This is a genomic window from Deinococcus sp. LM3 (assembly GCF_002017875.1).
In the GTDB taxonomy this organism is placed as follows: domain Bacteria; phylum Deinococcota; class Deinococci; order Deinococcales; family Deinococcaceae; genus Deinococcus.
This window is the reverse complement of the sequence record NZ_MUFV01000001.1, coordinates 2075770-2092497: the sequence shown is the minus strand read 5'-3', so window position 1 is coordinate 2092497 and position 16728 is coordinate 2075770. Positions and strand designations below refer to the sequence as shown.

Below are 16728 nucleotides of genomic sequence, written 5' to 3'. Positions count from 1 at the left end.
GGGCCACTGCCTCGCCATAGCGTGAGCCCCGCCCAGTTTCCCGGGCGAGGCTCGTTCACGTCAGAAGGTCAGGCTTAGGCTTTGACTTCGTTGCTCTTGGCGAGGATGCCGCGGAGCACGGTCTGGAGGATGCCGCCGTTCTTGTAGTAGTCGATTTCGACGGGGGTGTCGATGCGGCACTGGACGGTGATGGTGCGGGTGCTGCCGTCCTTGGCGGTGATCTTCACGTTGACGTCCTGGCGGGGTTTGAGGTCGCCGGGGAGGATGACGTCGAAGGTTTCTTCGCCGGTGATGCCCAGGGTGTCGGCGCTTTCGCCGTTCTTGTACTGGAGGGGCAGGACGCCCATGCCGACCAGGTTGCTGCGGTGGATGCGCTCGAAGCTTTCGGCGATGACGGCTTTCACGCCGAGCAGGAAGGTGCCTTTGGCGGCCCAGTCGCGGCTGCTGCCCATGCCGTAGTCCTTACCGGCGAAGATGACGAGGGGGATGTTGCTGGCCTTGTAGTTGACGCTGGCGTCGTAGATGGAGCTGACCTGTCCGGTGGTGTAGTCGGTGGTGAAGCCGCCTTCGGTGCCGGGGGCGAGCTGGTTCTTGAGGCGGATGTTGGCGAACGTGCCGCGCGTCATGATGCGGTCGTTGCCGCGGCGGCTGCCGTAGCTGTTGAAGTCTTTGGGCAGGATGCCGCGTTCGGTGAGGAACTTCCCGGCGGGGGTGTCGCTCTTGAAGCTGCCGGCGGGGCTGATGTGGTCGGTGGTGACGGAGTCGCCGACTTTCACGAGGGCGCGGGCGCCTTCGATGGACACGATGTCGCTGGGGCCGCCGGCGAGGTTGTCGAAGAAGGGGGGGTTCTGGATGTAGGTGCTGTCTTCCTTCCAGTCGTACAGGGCGCCCTCGGCGACGGGGATGGCGTTCCAGTCCTGGTTGCTCTTCTCGATGCCGTCGTAGACCTTGCGGAACATGTCGGCGTTGATGGCGCTGTCCATGACGGTCTGGATTTCAGCGGCGGTGGGCCAGATGTCGCGCAGGTAAACGGGCTGGCCGTCCTTGCTGGTGCCGATGGGGTCGTTGACGATGTCGTTGACGACCGTGCCGGCCAGGGCGTACGCGACGACCAGGGGCGGGCTGGCGAGGTAGTTGGCCTTGATGTGCGGGTTGACGCGGCCTTCGAAGTTGCGGTTGCCGCTCAGCACGCTGGCGACGACGAGGTCACCTTCGTTGATGGCGTCCACGGTGGGTTCGGGCAGCGGGCCGCTGTTGCCGATGCAGGTCATGCAGCCGTAACCGACGGTGTTGAAGCCGATCTGGTCGAGGTACGTCTGGAGGCCGGCAGCCTCGAGGTACTCGGTGACCACGCGGCTGCCGGGGGCGAGGCTGGTCTTGACCCAGGGTTTGCTGTCCAGGCCCAGCTCGACGGCTTTCTTGGCGACGAGGCCGGCGGCGATCAGGACGCTGGGGTTGCTGGTGTTGGTGCAGCTGGTGATGCTGGCGAGCGTCACGGCGCCGTGCCCGATCTTGATGTCGGTGCCGGTGATGGTGCCCTGCGCGTCCAGTTTATCGGCGGGCAGTTCGAAGCCGCGGGCCTTGACGGGCGCGGTGAGGGCCTCGTTGAACACGGTGTGCATGCCGGTCAGGTCCACGCGGTCCTGGGGGCGTTTGGGGCCAGCGAGGCTGGGGACGATGGTGCCCAGGTCGAGTTCGATGGTGTCGGTGAAGACGGGATCGACGGTGTCGTCGGTGCGGTACATGCCCTGGGCCTTGTAGTACGCCTCGACCAGTTCGATCTCGGTTTCGAGGCGGCCGGTGCGGCGCAGGTAGCGCAGCGCCTCGTCGTCGACGGGGAAGAAGCCCATGGTGGCGCCGTACTCGGGGGCCATGTTGGCGATGGTGGCGCGGTCGGGGAGGGTCATGTTGCTCAGGCCCGCGCCGTAGAACTCGACGAACTTGCCGACCACACCTTTGGCGCGCAGCATCTCGGTGACGCGCAGCGCGAGGTCGGTGGCGGTCGCACCTTCGGGCATGGCGCCCGTGATCTTGAAGCCGATGACTTCGGGCATCAGCATGTAGATGGGCTGGCCGAGCATGACGGCCTCGGCCTCGATGCCGCCGACGCCCCAGCCGACGATGCCCAGGCCGTTGATCATGGTGGTATGAGAATCGGTGCCGACGAGGCTGTCGGGGTACACGACGACGCCGTCGTCCTCGGGGCGGCTCTGGACGCCCTTGGCGAGGTACTCCAAGTTGACCTGGTGCACGATCCCCGAGGCGGGGGGCACGACGCCGAAGTTGTCGAAGGCCTGCTGGCCCCAGCGCAGGAACTCGTAGCGTTCGCGGTTGCGTTCGAATTCGAGGGCCATGTTGTTGGCGAGCGCGAAGTCGGTGCCGAACTCGTCGACCTGCACGGAGTGGTCGATGACGAGGTCCACGGGGATCAGCGGGTTGATCTTGCTGGGGTCGCCGCCGAGTTTGACCATGGCGGAGCGCATGGCGGCGAGGTCGACGACGGCGGGCACGCCGGTGAAGTCCTGGAGGATCACGCGGGCGGGCTTGAAGGGAATCTCGACTTCCTCGTTGACGGGTTTCCACCCGGCGACGGTGGCGACGTCCTCGCGGCGCACGTCGTAGTCGTTCGCCTCGCGCAGCACGCTTTCGAGCAGCACCTTGATGCTGACCGGCAGGCGGCTGATGTCATGGCCCTGCTCCTGGAGTTTGTTGAGGTTGTAGTAGTAGAGTTTCTGGCCGCTTTGCGTGGTGAGCGTGTCGCGCGCGCCGAACAGGTTCATCGCCATGTGTGTTCCTCCTTGCCCGTTTCCGGGCGGTACTTCCATCATACGTGAAGGGTGTCTGAGTGGGCGTTACCGGGGCAGGCACGCGACTTCCAGAGTCGTTACCCCTGTAGGGACAACAGCTCTGGGCAGGAGGCGTCCGGGGGGGGACGGCTCTGGTATCGTTCACGGGCATTCTCTTCCCTGCGAGGTTCCCCTGCATGAGCGACCCTACCCACCCGCCCGCCCAGCTTCAACCGCACCAGCGCGCCCGCCTGACCTCCCTGGAACAGACCGTCCGCGACGGCCTGCGTGACTTCCGCCGCACCGGGCAGGCGCTGTCCGAAATCCGCGACAACGAATTCTTCCTCGCCACGCACGACTCCTTCGAGGCCTACCTGCAAGACCGCTGGGGATTCACCGCCCCGCAGGCCGGTCGCCTGATCGACGCGGCGGACGTGGCCAGGGTGCTGGAACCGCTGGGCATCCAGCCGAAGAACGAGGCGCAGGCCCGCTCGTACCGCGCCGCCGCGAAGGTCATCACCGACCTCGAACCCGAACAGCAGCGCGTGATCGCCCGACTGGTCGAGCAGGCCGCCCCCGCCCCGGCCGACAGTGACGAGGACCTGCCCTGGGACGTGCCGGCCGCCGAGGTCCGCATCATGGCGGGCGTCGTGAAGAAACTGCACGACGACACGCTGGTCCACCACCCGGACAGCGGCGACGAGGTCCCCATGGGCACCCTGAGCACCCCGGAGCGCTTCGAGGTGGTCCGCACGCACGTGGACCAGAAAACCCAGGCGTACCGCGAGAAGCAGGAGGCAAAAGCGAACGCCCCGCAGGCCGAGAAGATCAACTGGGCCGACTGGGTCCTGAACACCGCCGCGCAGAACCTCGGGCACGGGCAGCGGCTGGAGATCACCGTGGAACCCGACGGCAGCGGCGCCGCCCGCGCCGTCGCCCGCATCGTGGACGGCAGCACCGGCGAGGTCCTCTCCGCCGGGGGCGGCGCCGTCACCCTGAAAAAAGCCGTGCTGAACCTCGCCGCTGAACTGAAGTAATACGGACTCCGATTGAAGGGGCTGCAAAGACCCTTCAATCCGAGCGGATGCGAGTAGGAGAGAAACGGGTTCCGGACGTGGAGCTGACAATCCGGTGAAGTTCCGGATTGTCAGCGAAACAAACGGAATCCGTATAACGCCGCGCGGAGGCGGCCCGTATGCTGCGGGCATGCCTTCCACCCTGCTGTCCGACCAGCCCGGTTTCACGCCCATGATCGCCCGACTGGTCGGCATGATGACGTACACGCGCGAGACGACCCTGGAGGCCGTGCAGGGCTGGACGCCAGAGGAACTGGACCTGATCCCGGACGGGCACGCCAACAGCGCCGGAATGCTGCTGGCCCACATGGCGGCCGTGGAACGCATCTATCAGCTCATCAGCGACGGGCACCCGGACCCGGACGGCGCGCTGGAAGCCCACCACTGGCCGGGCCTGAACCTCGGCCAGCAGGGCCGCGCCGAGATCCGGGGGCGGCCCCTGCGGCACTACCTGGAGGCACTGGCCCAGGTGCGCGCCGGGACGCTGGCCCTGCTCGCCGCGCGGGACGACGCGTGGCTGGACGAACCGCTGCCGCTGTGGGGGGACACGGGCAACCGGCACTTCATGTGGTTCCACGTGTTCGAGGACGAGATTAACCACCGGGGGCAACTGCGCCTGTTGCGGCGGCACCAGCCGGGGTTGCAGGGGCTGGGTACCATCGGCGCGTGGCTGGAACCGCTGCGGGACGGGCGCGGCGTGCGCTGCCGCATGGTGCATAAGGGCAGCCCGGCCGAACAGGCAGGCCTGCGCGGCGGAGATGAGATCGTCGCCATTGACGGGGCGGATGTGCGCGACACCCTGTTCCACGAGCTGCGGCTGGGCGCCGCGCCGGGCGTCAGCAGCACCTACCGCGTGCGCCGGGCCTCCGGGGAGCTGGACCTGACCGTGACGCGGGTGGCGCGGCCCGGCTGATACGGATTCCGTCTGTTTCGCTGACATTCCGGAAGGGCGCCGGATTGCCAACTCCACGTCCGGAACCCGCTTGGCTCCCACTCTGCGGGGCAGCTCTACGAGTCACATCCGCTCGGACCCAGCGGCTTGACAAGCCATTCAATCGGAGTCCGTATGAGTCTCGCGCTGAATGGGGAACCCGGACGGACTGGCCAAGCGGACCTACACGGGTTCCGGGGGCGGGACTTTCAAGAGACGTTCTGTCGGGCGATACCCGAGCATTCCGCTGGGTGTTCTGCGTTGAGTTAGCAGGGGAAGAGGAGTACAATCGAGCTTATTGAGAATCCTTCCTATTAAGAAGGACCGTCCCTCTCCCCCACCCCCGGAGGCTCACCCGTGACCAGCCAGACCCTCACTCCCACCCCGGAGCGTGCCGCGCCCCGTTTCACCCTCTCACGCGAACTGCGCCTCGCGGTCGCCCTGACGGCCCTGACCCTGGCCGGCCTGCTGCTCGGCGCGGCCGGCGAGTACCTGCTGGCCTCGCCGCCCCTGATGTGGGCCGGGTACACGCTGGCGTTCCTGGCGGGCGGCATTCCCGCCGGCCGCGCCGCCCTGCACTCGCTGTTCGTGGAACACAAACTCGACGTGGACCTGCTGATGGTCCTCGCGGCTCTGGGCGCGGCCAGCATCGGGCAGGCGGCGGACGGCGCGATCCTGCTGTTTCTGTTCAGCCTCAGCAACACCCTGCAGGACTGGGCGATGGGCCGCACCTCCAGCGCCGTCCAGGCCCTCATGAACCTGAATCCCGAGGGCGCGACCGTGCTGCGCGGCGGGCAGGAGAAGTGGTGCGAACTGGGCGAAATCCGCATCGGGGACGTGCTGGTCGTGCGGCCCGGCGAGCGGGTGGCCGCCGACGCCCGCGTGATCCGGGGTCAGACCAGCGTGGACGAGAGCCCCATCACGGGCGAGAGCGTCCCGGTCGACAAGGTGCCGGGCGCGGAACTCGCCTCGGGGACCGTGAACCTGAACGGCAGCGTGCAGGCCGAGGTGCTGCGCCCCGCCGGCGAGAGCACCCTGGCGCGGCTGGTCACGCTGATGGAACAGGCGCAGACGCAGAAGAGCCGCACCGAGAGCCTGACCGAACGCTGGGAGAGCCCCTACGCCATGACGGTCCTGCTGGCCGTACCCGCCGTGTACGCCCTGCTGAGATTCGGGTTCGGCCTGAACGTGGACGACGCGTGGTACCGCGCCATGACGTTCATGGTGGTCGCCAGTCCCTGCGCGGTCGTGATCAGCACCCCGGCCGTGATGCTCTCGGCCATGGCCGCCGCCGCGCGTGGGGGCGTGCTGTTCAAGAGCAGCGCCGCCGTGGAAGCCCTGGCGGGCGTGCGTACCGTCGCCTTCGACAAGACCGGCACGCTCACGCAGGCCCGGATGACCCTGGGCGACGTCATCGCAGACGACGGTCACGCCGCGCTGGCGCTGGCCGCCGGTCTGGAAGCGCACAGCGAGCATCCCATCGCGCAGGCCATCGTGACCGCCGCGCGGGAGCGCGGCGTGACCCCAACCCCCGTGCAGGACGCGCAGGCCGTGCCCGGTCACGGCATCGAGGCGCGCGGCGCGGACGGCCTGACCGTCTGGGCCGGGAACGTGCGCCTCGCGGAGCGCAACGGCGCGGCCCTGACCGCCGCGCAGCACGCCGCCCTGACCCGCCTGGGCGAGCGCGGCAGCTCCAGCGTGATCGTCGGGCGAGGCGCGCAGGTGCTGGGCGTGATGGGCGTGGCCGACGCCCTGCGCCCCGGCATTGCCCAGGCCCTGACGGAACTGCGTGCCAGCGGCGTCACGCATCCCGTCATGCTCACCGGCGACCGCCAGGAGGTCGCGCAGACTGTCGCCGCCGAACTGGGCCTGACGGAATTCCGCGCCGAACTGCTGCCCGAGGACAAACTGCGCATCATCGGGGAACTCGGCGCGCATCCCGGCGCGGGGCTGGTCGCCATGGTCGGGGACGGCGTGAACGACGCGCCCGCCCTGGCCCGCGCGGACCTGGGCATCGCGGTCGCGTCGGGTACCGACGTCGCCATCGAGAGCGCCGACGTGGTCCTGATGCGCAGCGACCTGGGCAAACTGGCCGGCGCGGTGCGACTGGCCCGTGACGCGCGGCGCACCGTGATCACGAACCTGCTGTTCGCGTTCGGCGTGATCCTGATCGTCGCGCCGCTCGCGGTGGCCGGGAAGGTGCCGCTCCCGCTGGGCGTCATCGCGCACGAGGGCGGCACGGTGTTCGTGGTGTTCATGGGTCTGCGCCTGCTGGGCCGCCGGCTGTAAGGGCCAGCGGGTCAGCGGGCAGGTCCCAAGGGCGCGTGAAGCCTCGCCCACCCGGCTGCCCGGACGCGCGCCGTACCCTGGAAGGCATCACACGCACAGCGCCCGGCAGCGGGCACCAGGAGGCACGACATGGGAGAAGGCAACCCGAACGGTCAGGCGAACGCCAACGTCTCGCAGGAGACCATCAACGACACGGCGCAGTGGAACACCGGCACGCCCAAGAACGCCGGTGACGCCGCAACCGAGGGCCAGTACACGGGCGTCAGCGACGCGAACGCGGGCGCCGGCGACAGCACCTCGCCGGCCGGGCAGGTCAGCAGCACCACCGACCCCCGCGCCGCCGACAACACCGGCCAGGACGCCAACCCCAGCACGTACGGCGGCTACCAGGATGGCCTGCCCGCCAGCGGCGCCGCCACCAACCCGGACAGGACCGTGGACGGCAACGAAGGCAGCTGATACGGACTCCGATTGAATGGTCTTTGCAGCCCATTCAATCCGAGCGAAGCGAGTAGGAGAAAAACGGGTTCCGGGCGTGGAGCTGGCAGATCGGTGGTGTTCCGATCTGTCAGCGAAACAGACGGAATCCGTATGACCCGCCCAAAGACGCACTCGCGGGGCCGTTCTCCGGTGGAGGGCGGCCCCGCTGATCCGTCACTCCGGGAAGCTCAGCAGGACGTGTTCGGCGCTGAAGCCCGGCCCCATGGCGCTCAGCAGGGCGCGGCCCTGTGGCGCGGCCCGCATGGCTTCGGCCAGCACGAACAGCACGGTCACGCTGCTCATGTTCCCGTACTGCCGCAGCACGCGGCGGCTGGAGTCCAGCGCCCCGGCCGGGAGCGACAGCGCCTCCTCGTAGGCGGCCAGGACCTTCACGCCGCCCGGATGCACCACGAACGTCCCCACGTCCTCGCGGCTCCAGCCGTGCGCGGCCAGGGCGTCCTCGACATTGCCGTGCATCATGCCGCGCACCAGCGCCGGAATGTCGCGGCTGAACCGGACCTTCAGGCCGTCGTCGACCACGTCCCAGCCCATGATGTCCTCACTGTCCTCGATCAGGGTGGAGTACGCGCCGTGCAGGTGCGCCAGCGCAGGCGGGCCGGGCACGTCCGGGGCGGTCAGGACCAGGGCGGCGCCGCCATCCGCGAACAGGGCCGTGCCCACGAAGTTGCTGCTGGACTCGTCACCCCGCACCAGCGTCAGGCTGCACAGTTCCACCGCCACGAACAGCACCCGCCGGAACCCCGCACGCACCAGATCGGCCGCGCGGGCCAGTCCGGCCGCGCCGCCCGCGCAACCCAGCCCCCAGATGGGCACGCGGGCCGCGTGACGGTTCAGGCCGAGCGCGCCGATCAGGTCCGCGTCCAGGCTGGGGGTGCTCAGACCGCTGGTGTTCACGACCACCACGGCGTCCACGTCCTGCGGGGCCAGCTGCGCCTCTGCGAGGGCCTGCGCCGCCAGCCGCCGGGTCAGGGCGCGGGCCTCCTCGATGAAGACGGCGTTCTTCTCCCCGAACCCCCTGGGCGTCAGGTACCACTCCAGCGGCCGCGCCAGCGCCCGCGAGTCGATCTGCGCGTTCCCGAACACCTCCAGCAGGCCCGGTCGGGCCGCCATGCGGGGAAAGAGGGTGCGGGCCGCCGCCTGCACGTCGGACTGCGCGGTCAGGTGCGGCGGCGTGCCCGTCACCAGGGAACGGAGGGCCGGAAGGGCAGGAACGGACATGCGGGCATTCTGCCGTGCCCACGCGCCGACAGACCGTGCGCCTTCCCCCTTCCGGCTCCCGGCAGGCTTGGCCGGACCTTCAGAGATCCCGTGTCCGGCCGGGTCTGGCTTCAGTCGGGTCTGGACTGACTGGCCCACTCCTGCTTCCCGACCTCGTCGAGCGCGCGGAAGTCCTCGTCGGTCAGGTTCAGGGCGGCAGCCGCCACGTTCTCCTCGAGGTGACGGACCTTGCCGGTGCCGGGAATGGGCAGCATCACGGGGCTGCGGCGCAGCACCCAGGCCAGCGCCACCTGCGAGGGGCTGGCGCCGAGGCGGGCCGCCACGTCGGCCAGCACGCTGCCGTCGCGGGCCAGACTGCCGGCGGCCAGCGGGAACCAGGGCATGAAGCCGATGTTCTCGCGTTCGCAGTAGTCCAGCACGTCCTCGCTCTTGCGGTTCACGAGGTTGTACAGGTTCTGCACGGTCGCCACCGGGAACACCCGGCGGGCCGCCTCGATCTCCTCGACCGTGACCTCGGACAGTCCGGCATGCCGGATGACGCCCTCGTCCATCAGTTCCTTGATGGCCGCGAACTGCTCGTCGCGCGGCACTTTCGGGTCGATGCGGTGCAGCTGCCACAGGTCGATGCGGTCCACGCCCAGGCGGCGGCGCGACAGGTGCGCCTGCTGTTTGAGGTACTCGGGGCGGCCCACGGGCGGCCACACGTTCGGGCCGGTGCGGGTCAGGCCGCCCTTGGTGGCGATCACGACCGTGTCGTAGGGGTGCAGCGCCTCGCGGATCAGTTCCTCACTGACGGCCGGGCCGTAACTGTCGGCCGTGTCGATCAGGTTCACGCCGAGTTCCGGCAGGCGGCGCAGGGTGGCCAGCGCGCCCTCACGGTCGGCCGGGTCGCCCCAGACACCCTCGCCCGTGACGCGCATCGCGCCGAAGCCGAGGCGGTTGACGCTGATGTCGCCGCCGATCCTGAAGGTGCCGCTCGGGGCGGCGCTTGGTGTGGGTTCAGTCATGGTGATGCCCTCCAGGGAGGCATTCTGCGCCGCCCGTCGGGACCCCGTGTGGCAGTCACGCTAAGAGATCATGAAGGATTCCGGCACATGTCCGTCGCGGCACGCCCGGTTCAGGTGGTGGCGGCGTCGTCCGGTTCCGGCACGTCGCAGGTGTCGCGGGACACGAACTGCGACAGGCGTTTGCGGTGGCGGCTGCTCCAGTCGATGCTGGGCCGCGCCTGCTCGGGCGGCAGGTACCCCAGGCGGTACACGGCCATCAGTTCCAGGTCCGGCGGCACGCGCAGCAGCTCCCCGATCGCCTGCCACTGCCGGGGGATCTCCATGGGCGTGCTGACGAACTGAATACCCATGCCCAGCGCACCCACGGCGTTCCAGATGTTCTCGACGGCGGCGCCCAGCCCGAACACGCTGTAGAAGCCGCTCAGTTCGCCGGGGCGGTACTCCTCACGGTCCAGCAGCGCCGCCAGCAGCAGCGGACTGCCTGCCACGAGGCGGCGGTTGTCCTCGCCGAGTTTTCTCGGCACGCCGAGTTGCCGCATGAGTTTCAGGCCCGCGTCACTGAAGATCTGGCGCGTGAAGGGCCGCAGCGGGCCGGGCAGGTGGTCGATGTGAATGCCGTCGCGCCGCTCGTTCATCTCGGCTTCACTGAAGCGGAAGTAGCGGCGGTAGCGTTCGAAGAACACGCCGGCCTCGATCAGTTCGGTCATGCTCTCGCCGCTGATCTGCGCGATGCGGGCGATGGTATCGGGGTTCTCGATCAGCACGAAGCGCCACGGCTGAGAGTTGAAGTGGCTGGGCGCGGCCTGCGCGGCGCGCATCAGGACGTGCTGGTGCTCGCGGCTGACCGGGTCCGGGCGGAAGGGGCCGTTCGTGGTGCGGCGGCCCAGCATCCCGCGAATCAGCGCGGCGTCCGGCGCGGACAGGCGTTGCAGGGCCTCCTGCACGGCACTTTCTGGGGTGGAGTCGGAAGAACTCATGCGGGTCAGCTTAGAGCAGTTCTCCGAATGACGGGGTCAGGGCAGAAAACTCCGGATGCCTCCCTTTCCCGTCCCGCCCGGTCAACTTCACTCGCTCCGCCCGGCCAGCCGGACAGCGACGAAAAGCGCCTGTATGGCACCTGTTCCAGCGCACCCGGCCTCAGGGATTCGGCACGCCCCACGCGACCAGCGTGCCGGTCAGGAACGCGGCGGCGCAGGCCAGCGCCCGTTGCCAGTGGTCGGCGTGGCCGGGCCGGGTGCGGGGCATGCTCAGCAGCAGGGCCAGGGCGGGCAGCAGCGCCCAGGCGCGCGCGCCGTCACGCCACGCCAGCGCGGCGGCCAGCAGCGTACCGGCGCTCACCAGGAAGAACAGCAGGTGGTGAACGCGGCGCCTCACGCCCCGCCGACCCAGTTGCAGGCTCAGGCCCAGGCCCAGCAGGACCGTCAGGAGGGCGCCCGTGACCAGAAGCGTCAGCTGGTGCGGCGTCATACCCGGTCACCATAGCGGAGTGGGCACGCAGTGCAGGGAAGGCGGGGCGCGTGACAGATGACCCGCGCGGGCGGGTGTACGGTCAGGGTCATGCGCGCCTCTGCTTCCGCCGCCCTGCTGTCCGCCGCGCTGTGCGCCCTCGTCCTGACCGGCTGCCGGCCCGACGTGGGCAGCTCCCAGGGGGGCGGCTCCCAGGCGGGCAACGCCCGGACGGACGGGACGGTCGACCTGATCGGGCAGGTGCTGTTCATGGCGACCGGCGCGTTCGACGTGCAGTCCACGCAGAAGGCGCGGGTGCCGGGCGGCCTGCGCCGCGCCGTGTGGGAGGACCGGGTGCCGCTGGACGCGCGGCGGGTGGTCATCCAGTACGACAGTGACGCGCGCCCCATGACCTGGATGCTGGAACTCACGCGGCCGGGCTTCACGGCGCGGGACGTGGCGGGCGCCGACGCCCGCGCCGTGAGGACCGCGCAGGGCGAGGGCCTGCGGCCCGGCCCGGCGTCACGCCTGCGGGACACGCTGGTCCTGACCCGCACGGACGGCCTGAAGATCCTGACGCGCAGCTACGCCACGCAGGTCGAACCGGAGCTGCTGGGGGCGTTCCAGCCGGCCCGCTGAGGCCCGGCAGGCTCCGTGCGGGGCAGGGGGCGGGCGGGGCAGGGGTCAGCGCACCGCGTTGCGCCCGGCGCGTTTGGCCTCGTACAGGGCGCTGTCGGCGCGGCCGAACAGGGTCACGGTGTCGTCCTGCTCGCCCCGGTAGCTCGACACGCCGAAACTGGCGGTCACGCGCAGGCCCGCGATCGCCTCGTCGGCGACCTCCTGACGCAGCCGCTCGGCGATGGCCTGCGCGTCGGTCCTGGCGACGCCCGGCAGCAACACGATGAATTCCTCGCCGCCCCAGCGGCCCACGACGCCGCCCCCGCCGCTCACGCTGCGGCGCAGGCGTTTCCCGAAGGCGCGCAGCACGTCGTCGCCGGCAGCGTGGCCGTGCTCGTCGTTCACGCGTTTGAAGTGGTCGATGTCGGTCACGACGATGCTCAGGGGCGTGCCGGTGCGCTGCGCGGTGTGCAGCGCCCGCTCGAACTCCTCCTCGGCCGCGCCGCGCCCGTACACCTCGGTCAGGGCGTCGAGCCGCGCGGCACGCAGGCGGCGGGTGTCCTCGCGGTGCTCGTCGAGGTTCTGCTCGATGAACGCCGTGAGCAGGTACGCCAGCAGGCCGGTCGTGCCGATGGCGAGGCTGGCCGTCACCCAGTCCACCAGGTTCGGCGGGTCCACCGGGCCGTTGGCGATCACCGTGACGATCATGCCGACCACGCTGACCATGTTCACGGCCGTCCCGATGCGCGAACCGAACACCAGGTACGACACGAGCACGTTCAGCATCAGCCACAGTGTCAGGTGCATGGGCATGTCGCCCCAGGCGATGGCGCGCGGAATCTCGACGAGCGCCACCAGCAGGTAGCCCACGGTGCTGAACGTGTAGATCTCCCGCAGCCGGTGAGGCCAGATCAGCGTGCCGATCACGGTCACCAGCGGCACCAGGGTCGCCCAGTACTTGGGGGTCTGGTACGCGCCGGGAAAGGGGCCGGGCGGGTCGATCAGGGCGGTCAGCAGGGCGTACAGCAGGTAGGCGCTGCTGGCGATGCACACCGCGAACAGGCGGCTGCGCTGAAGTCGTTGCGGCAGGGAGGTCATGGGCGGCGTCTCCGGCGGGCGGCAGGGAGGAACGGGGTTCGGGCGGGGCTGATACGGATTCCGTTTGTTTCGCTGACAGATCGGAACACCACCGATCTGCCAGCTCCACGTCCGGAACCCGTTTTTCTCCTTCTCGCTTCGCTCGGATTGAACGGTCTTTGCAGCCCATTCAATCGAAGTCCGTATGAGGGGTGCCGGCGCCCGGCGGACGCCACTGCCCCCTGCATGAACGGCGCCCCGACCAGTTCAGACCAGCCGGGGCGCACGTGACGGGGGTCGGTTCAGGCGAGCAGTTCGCCGTCCGCGAAGAACAGCGCGAGTTCACGCGCGGCGCTTTCGCTGCTGTCGCTGCCGTGCGTGACGTTCTCGCCCATGCTGGTGGCGAAGTCGGCGCGGATGGTGCCGGGCGCGGCGCTCGCGGGGTTGGTCGCGCCCATCATGCCGCGCCAGCCGGCGATGGCGTTCTCGCCTTCGAGGGCGATGGCGACGACCGGGCCGCCGGTGATGAAGTCCACCAGTTCACCGAAGAAGGGACGCTCCTTGTGCTCGCCGTAGTGGGCTTCGGCGGTCTCGCGGGGGATGACCATCTGCTTGAGGCCCACCACGCGGTAGCCCTTGCGCTGAATGCGCGCCAGAATTTCAGGAGTGAGGCCACGGCGGACGCCGTCGGGTTTGATCATGGCAAAAGTACGTTCCATAGCGTTCCCGAGAATAGCAGGCGGCGGGCGGGGCGAAGAGCCCGGTCCCCCGGTACCCCCGCCGACGGACCCCGCACACTCCGGGCAGGGTCCTCCACTGCATGTCTGGACCACGTACAATGCTCCGGTGACCCACGTTTCTCACTCTCGCCCCTCCGGGGACGCTTCACGTATCGCGCTGATCGCCTGCGCGGTCGCGGTCGCGGGGATGCTCCTGGCTCCCCTGGCCACCCTGGGCCGCGGTTTCAGCGCGGACGCCGTGCTGCTGCACCTGAGCGGTTCGGTCATGAACCTCTCGGCCAGTCAGGAGGCGCCGCTGCCGCCGACCGGCACCATCGTCGCGCTCGCCTGGGCCACCCTCGTCATGATGGTCGCCACGCTCGCCGGAGCGCTGCGCCGCCAGAACTGGTTCTGGATCACCGGCCTGATCGGTTCGGTCCTGGCGACCGCGGCCGTCGTGACGCTCGGCAACAGCATCGACGAGCAGACGGCGCGCGTCATGGCCGACAGCGCCCTGCGGCCCGGCGCCAAACGTCAGCTGCGGAACTACTACGCCAGCGGCGGCATGAACCTGGGCCTGTTCCTTCCGGTCCTGGCGGGCCTGATCGCCGCCGGGGCGGGCCTGAGCGCCCGCGACTGGTGGTGGCAGACCTTCAACCGCATGCGCGGCCTGCTGGTCCCGACCGCCGCCATCGGTCTGGCGATCCTGGTGGGCGCGCTGGTCGTCCTGATCGTGCAGCCGGCCGTCAACCAGAGCGGCGCGCCCCTGGGCCTCTGGAGCGGCTGGCTGGCCAAGGCCGACATGGTGTACTTCGTGTACTCCACGCTGTTCGCGCCGCTCACGGCCCTGAACCCGCTGCTGGACAGCCTGAAGCTCGCCACGCCCCTGATCTTCACGGGTCTGAGCGTGGCGTTCGCGTTCCGCACGGGTCTGTTCAACATCGGCGCGCCGGGCCAGCTGACCATGGGCGCCATCGGCGCGATGCTGGTCGGCGTGTACGCCCCGGCCAGCCTGGGCTGGGCGCTGCTGCCGCTGTCCGTGCTGGCTGCCGCGCTGGGCGGCGCGCTGTGGGGCGCCATTCCGGGCGTCCTCAAGGCGCGCTTCGGGTCCAGCGAGGTCATCAACACGATCATGCTGAACTACGTGGCGTCCGCGATCTTCATCTTCATGATCGGCAACGACAAGTTCCCGTTCCTGGGCCGCGAGTACTCGCTGCCGTTCAAGGCCGAGGGCTTCGAGCCGCGCAGCCAGGAATTGCAGGAGGCCGCGCAGCTGCGCCCGCTCCTGAGTGTCCTGAACGTCGGGCAGAACGGCGCGGTCGCCATCAGCATCGGGCTGCTGGTCGCCACCGCCGCGTTCTTCGGGGCGCGCCTCGCGCTGCGCCGCCAGAAGAACCGCTCCCTGATCGCGGCGGCCGCCGCGCTGATCCTGGGCGCCCTGACGTGGCAGATCGGCATTCCGGTCAGCGTGACCGGCAGCCAGCTGAACGGCGCGTTCCTGATCGCGCTGGTGTGCGCGGCGCTGTTCGGCCTGCTGATGTGGCGCACCGCGACCGGCTACGCCCTGCGCGCCGTGGGCCTGTCGCCCAAGGCCGCCGAGTACGGCGGGATCAGCGTGGCGCGCGGCACGATCCTGGCCATGACCATCGCGGGGATGTTCGCGGGTCTGGCCGGCACGCACTACGTGAACGGCGGCGCGCTCGACGAGTACCGCCTGAAAGGCAACATGCCCGTGAACGTCGGCTTCGACGGCATTGCGGTCGCCCTGATGGGCCAGAGCACCCCGGCCGGCGTGGTGGCCGCCAGCGTGCTGTTCGGCACCATCGACACCGGCGGGATCGACGTGGACCAGAAACTCGACACCATCAACCGCGACATCGTGACGGTCCTCAAGGCCCTGATCGTGCTGTTCATCGCCGCCGGCGGATTCCTGAGCCGCCGCGTGACCGACCCGCCACCCCCCGCCCTGCTGGCCTCCGCGAAGGCCTCCCCCGGCGCCCCCTCCCTGGACGGCACCTCGGCCGCGCACCTGGAACGCAGCACCCCTCTTCCCAACGTGGGTCAGAACCCCGAGCACAACCGGGACGGTGACAAATGAATCTTCTCGAGCAGCTGTTCACGACCGCCTTCCTGGTCACCTTCATCCGCTCTGTCGTGCCGCTGCTGCTGACCGCGCTGGGCGGCCTGTTCAGCGAACGCAGCGGCGTCGTGAACATCGCCCTGGACGGCCTGATCATCTTCGGGGCGTTGACCGGGGCGGTCGCCACCAAACTGCTGGAACCGTCGCTGGGCGCCGCTGCCCCCTGGGTGGGCTGGCTGGCCGGCATGCTGGTCGGCGGCCTGATCGCCTGGATTCACGCGGTCGTGTCCATCAAGTACCGCGCCAATCAGGTGATCAGCGGCACGGCCATCAACCTGCTCGCCACGGGCGTCCCGGCGGTCCTGCTGACCGCGTTGTACGGCGTGTCGAACGAGAGCCCCAAGGTCGAGAACGCCCTGCCGCTGTGGGGCATCGGGGACCTGAAGTTCTCGCCGCCCGTGTACTTCGCGTTCCTGGCCGTGGCCGCCGCGTGGTACGTGATGTACCGCACGCCGTACGGCCTGCGCCTGCGCGCCACCGGTGAGCAGCCGGGCGCGGCGGCCAGCATGGGCGTGAACGTGCGCCGCATGCGCTACAGCGCCGTGATTCTCTCCGGCGTGCTGGCCGGCACGGCCGGGGTGTTCCTGAGCATCGGGAACCTGGACTCGTACGTGCGCAACATCAGCGCCGGGGGCGGCTTCATCGCGCTGGCCGCACTGATCTTCGGGCAGTGGAAACCGCTGGGCGTGCTGGCCGCGACCCTGCTGTTCGGGCTGCTGCAGGCCCTGAGCATCACGCTCGACGGGCAGAACCTGCTGCCGTCCACGCTGGTGCAGGCGCTGCCGTACCTGATCACCATCATCGCCCTGATCTTCACGGGCCGCAGCCGCGCACCCAAGGCCCTGGGCACCCCGTATGACGGCTGAGGTCGTTGTCTCGTTCAGCGCCGGCATGCACGGCCGGAAACGTGTAGGGTAACG

14 protein-coding genes are annotated in these 16728 nt (G+C 69.6%); 7 read left to right on the top strand and 7 right to left on the bottom strand.

What is annotated here, in order from left to right:
• Positions 1 to 74 precede the first annotated feature (74 nt).
• The gene (acnA, locus tag BXU09_RS09855) at positions 75 to 2786 is read right to left on the bottom strand and encodes an aconitate hydratase AcnA (RefSeq protein WP_078302144.1); all 2712 of its coding nucleotides are present in this window, start codon (positions 2784 to 2786) and stop codon (positions 75 to 77) included.
• Positions 2787 to 2983: 197 nt separating this feature from the next.
• Here acnA and BXU09_RS09850 point away from each other — a divergent pair, with 197 nt between their 5' ends.
• From BXU09_RS09850 to BXU09_RS09835, 4 genes are all read left to right on the top strand, one after another.
• Complete coding sequence (locus BXU09_RS09850; RefSeq protein ID WP_078302142.1) at positions 2984 to 3823, top strand: hypothetical protein; 840 nt, start codon at positions 2984 to 2986, stop codon at positions 3821 to 3823.
• 169 nt (positions 3824 to 3992) lie between these two features.
• A complete protein-coding gene (locus BXU09_RS09845) occupies positions 3993 to 4775 on the top strand; it encodes a DUF664 domain-containing protein (RefSeq protein WP_078302140.1) in 783 nt (260 codons plus the stop codon).
• Between the two features lie 375 nt (positions 4776 to 5150).
• On the top strand, positions 5151 to 7082 hold the full coding sequence (locus BXU09_RS09840; protein ID WP_078302138.1) for a cation-translocating P-type ATPase: 1932 nt from the start codon (positions 5151 to 5153) through the stop codon (positions 7080 to 7082).
• Positions 7083 to 7211: 129 nt separating this feature from the next.
• Positions 7212 to 7541, top strand: coding sequence for a hypothetical protein (locus tag BXU09_RS09835; RefSeq protein ID WP_078302136.1), 330 nt, complete (start codon positions 7212 to 7214; stop codon positions 7539 to 7541).
• Positions 7542 to 7736: 195 nt separating this feature from the next.
• Here the strand turns inward: BXU09_RS09835 and BXU09_RS09830 are convergent, their stop codons facing one another.
• The 4 genes from BXU09_RS09830 to BXU09_RS09815 form a co-directional block, all read right to left on the bottom strand.
• Entirely contained in the window at positions 7737 to 8801 is a 1065-nt protein-coding gene (locus BXU09_RS09830) for a 3-oxoacyl-[acyl-carrier-protein] synthase III C-terminal domain-containing protein (protein WP_078302134.1), read from the bottom strand.
• Positions 8802 to 8911: 110 nt separating this feature from the next.
• A complete protein-coding gene (locus tag BXU09_RS09825; RefSeq protein WP_078302133.1) occupies positions 8912 to 9808 on the bottom strand; it encodes an aldo/keto reductase in 897 nt (298 codons plus the stop codon).
• A gap of 110 nt (positions 9809 to 9918) precedes the next feature.
• The gene (locus tag BXU09_RS09820; protein WP_078304920.1) at positions 9919 to 10698 is read right to left on the bottom strand and encodes a nitroreductase family protein; all 780 of its coding nucleotides are present in this window, start codon (positions 10696 to 10698) and stop codon (positions 9919 to 9921) included.
• A gap of 247 nt (positions 10699 to 10945) precedes the next feature.
• On the bottom strand, positions 10946 to 11275 hold the full coding sequence (locus BXU09_RS09815) for a hypothetical protein (RefSeq protein ID WP_078302131.1): 330 nt from the start codon (positions 11273 to 11275) through the stop codon (positions 10946 to 10948).
• Between the two features lie 90 nt (positions 11276 to 11365).
• Between BXU09_RS09815 and BXU09_RS09810 the strand changes: the two genes are divergently transcribed.
• Positions 11366 to 11893, top strand: a complete 528-nt coding sequence (locus BXU09_RS09810; RefSeq protein WP_078302129.1) for a hypothetical protein — start codon at positions 11366 to 11368, stop codon at positions 11891 to 11893.
• 45 nt (positions 11894 to 11938) lie between these two features.
• On the opposite strand, the gene BXU09_RS09805 is transcribed toward BXU09_RS09810, so the two are convergent.
• Both BXU09_RS09805 and ndk read right to left on the bottom strand, forming a co-directional pair.
• Positions 11939 to 12970 carry a GGDEF domain-containing protein gene (locus BXU09_RS09805; protein WP_230275081.1) on the bottom strand — a complete coding sequence of 344 codons (1032 nt, stop codon included), beginning with the start codon at positions 12968 to 12970 and terminating at the stop codon, positions 11939 to 11941.
• A 281-nt stretch (positions 12971 to 13251) separates the two neighbouring features.
• Entirely contained in the window at positions 13252 to 13668 is a 417-nt protein-coding gene (ndk, locus tag BXU09_RS09800; protein WP_055362801.1) for a nucleoside-diphosphate kinase, read from the bottom strand.
• A gap of 127 nt (positions 13669 to 13795) precedes the next feature.
• Between ndk and BXU09_RS09795 the strand changes: the two genes are divergently transcribed.
• Complete coding sequence (locus BXU09_RS09795; RefSeq protein ID WP_078302127.1) at positions 13796 to 15766, top strand: ABC transporter permease; 1971 nt, start codon at positions 13796 to 13798, stop codon at positions 15764 to 15766.
• A complete protein-coding gene (locus tag BXU09_RS09790) occupies positions 15763 to 16674 on the top strand; it encodes an ABC transporter permease (RefSeq protein ID WP_078302125.1) in 912 nt (303 codons plus the stop codon). The genes BXU09_RS09795 and BXU09_RS09790 overlap by 4 nt, the downstream gene beginning before the upstream one ends.
• Positions 16675 to 16728 lie beyond the last annotated feature (54 nt).

Bases quoted from the DNA above. Each gene is read 5' to 3' on its own strand.
- acnA (WP_078302144.1), bottom strand. From the start codon at position 2,786: ATGGCGATGAACCTGTTCGGCGCGCGCGACACGCTCACCACGCAAAGC.
- BXU09_RS09850 (WP_078302142.1), top strand. From the start codon at position 2,984: ATGAGCGACCCTACCCACCCGCCCGCCCAGCTTCAACCGCACCAGCGC.
- BXU09_RS09845 (WP_078302140.1), top strand. From the start codon at position 3,993: ATGCCTTCCACCCTGCTGTCCGACCAGCCCGGTTTCACGCCCATGATC.
- BXU09_RS09835 (WP_078302136.1), top strand. From the start codon at position 7,212: ATGGGAGAAGGCAACCCGAACGGTCAGGCGAACGCCAACGTCTCGCAG.
- BXU09_RS09830 (WP_078302134.1), bottom strand. From the start codon at position 8,801: ATGTCCGTTCCTGCCCTTCCGGCCCTCCGTTCCCTGGTGACGGGCACG.
- BXU09_RS09825 (WP_078302133.1), bottom strand. From the start codon at position 9,808: ATGACTGAACCCACACCAAGCGCCGCCCCGAGCGGCACCTTCAGGATC.
- BXU09_RS09820 (WP_078304920.1), bottom strand. From the start codon at position 10,698: ATGCTGGGCCGCCGCACCACGAACGGCCCCTTCCGCCCGGACCCGGTC.
- BXU09_RS09815 (WP_078302131.1), bottom strand. From the start codon at position 11,275: ATGACGCCGCACCAGCTGACGCTTCTGGTCACGGGCGCCCTCCTGACG.
- BXU09_RS09810 (WP_078302129.1), top strand. From the start codon at position 11,366: ATGCGCGCCTCTGCTTCCGCCGCCCTGCTGTCCGCCGCGCTGTGCGCC.
- BXU09_RS09805 (WP_230275081.1), bottom strand. From the start codon at position 12,970: ATGACCTCCCTGCCGCAACGACTTCAGCGCAGCCGCCTGTTCGCGGTG.
- ndk (WP_055362801.1), bottom strand. From the start codon at position 13,668: ATGGAACGTACTTTTGCCATGATCAAACCCGACGGCGTCCGCCGTGGC.
- BXU09_RS09790 (WP_078302125.1), top strand. From the start codon at position 15,763: ATGAATCTTCTCGAGCAGCTGTTCACGACCGCCTTCCTGGTCACCTTC.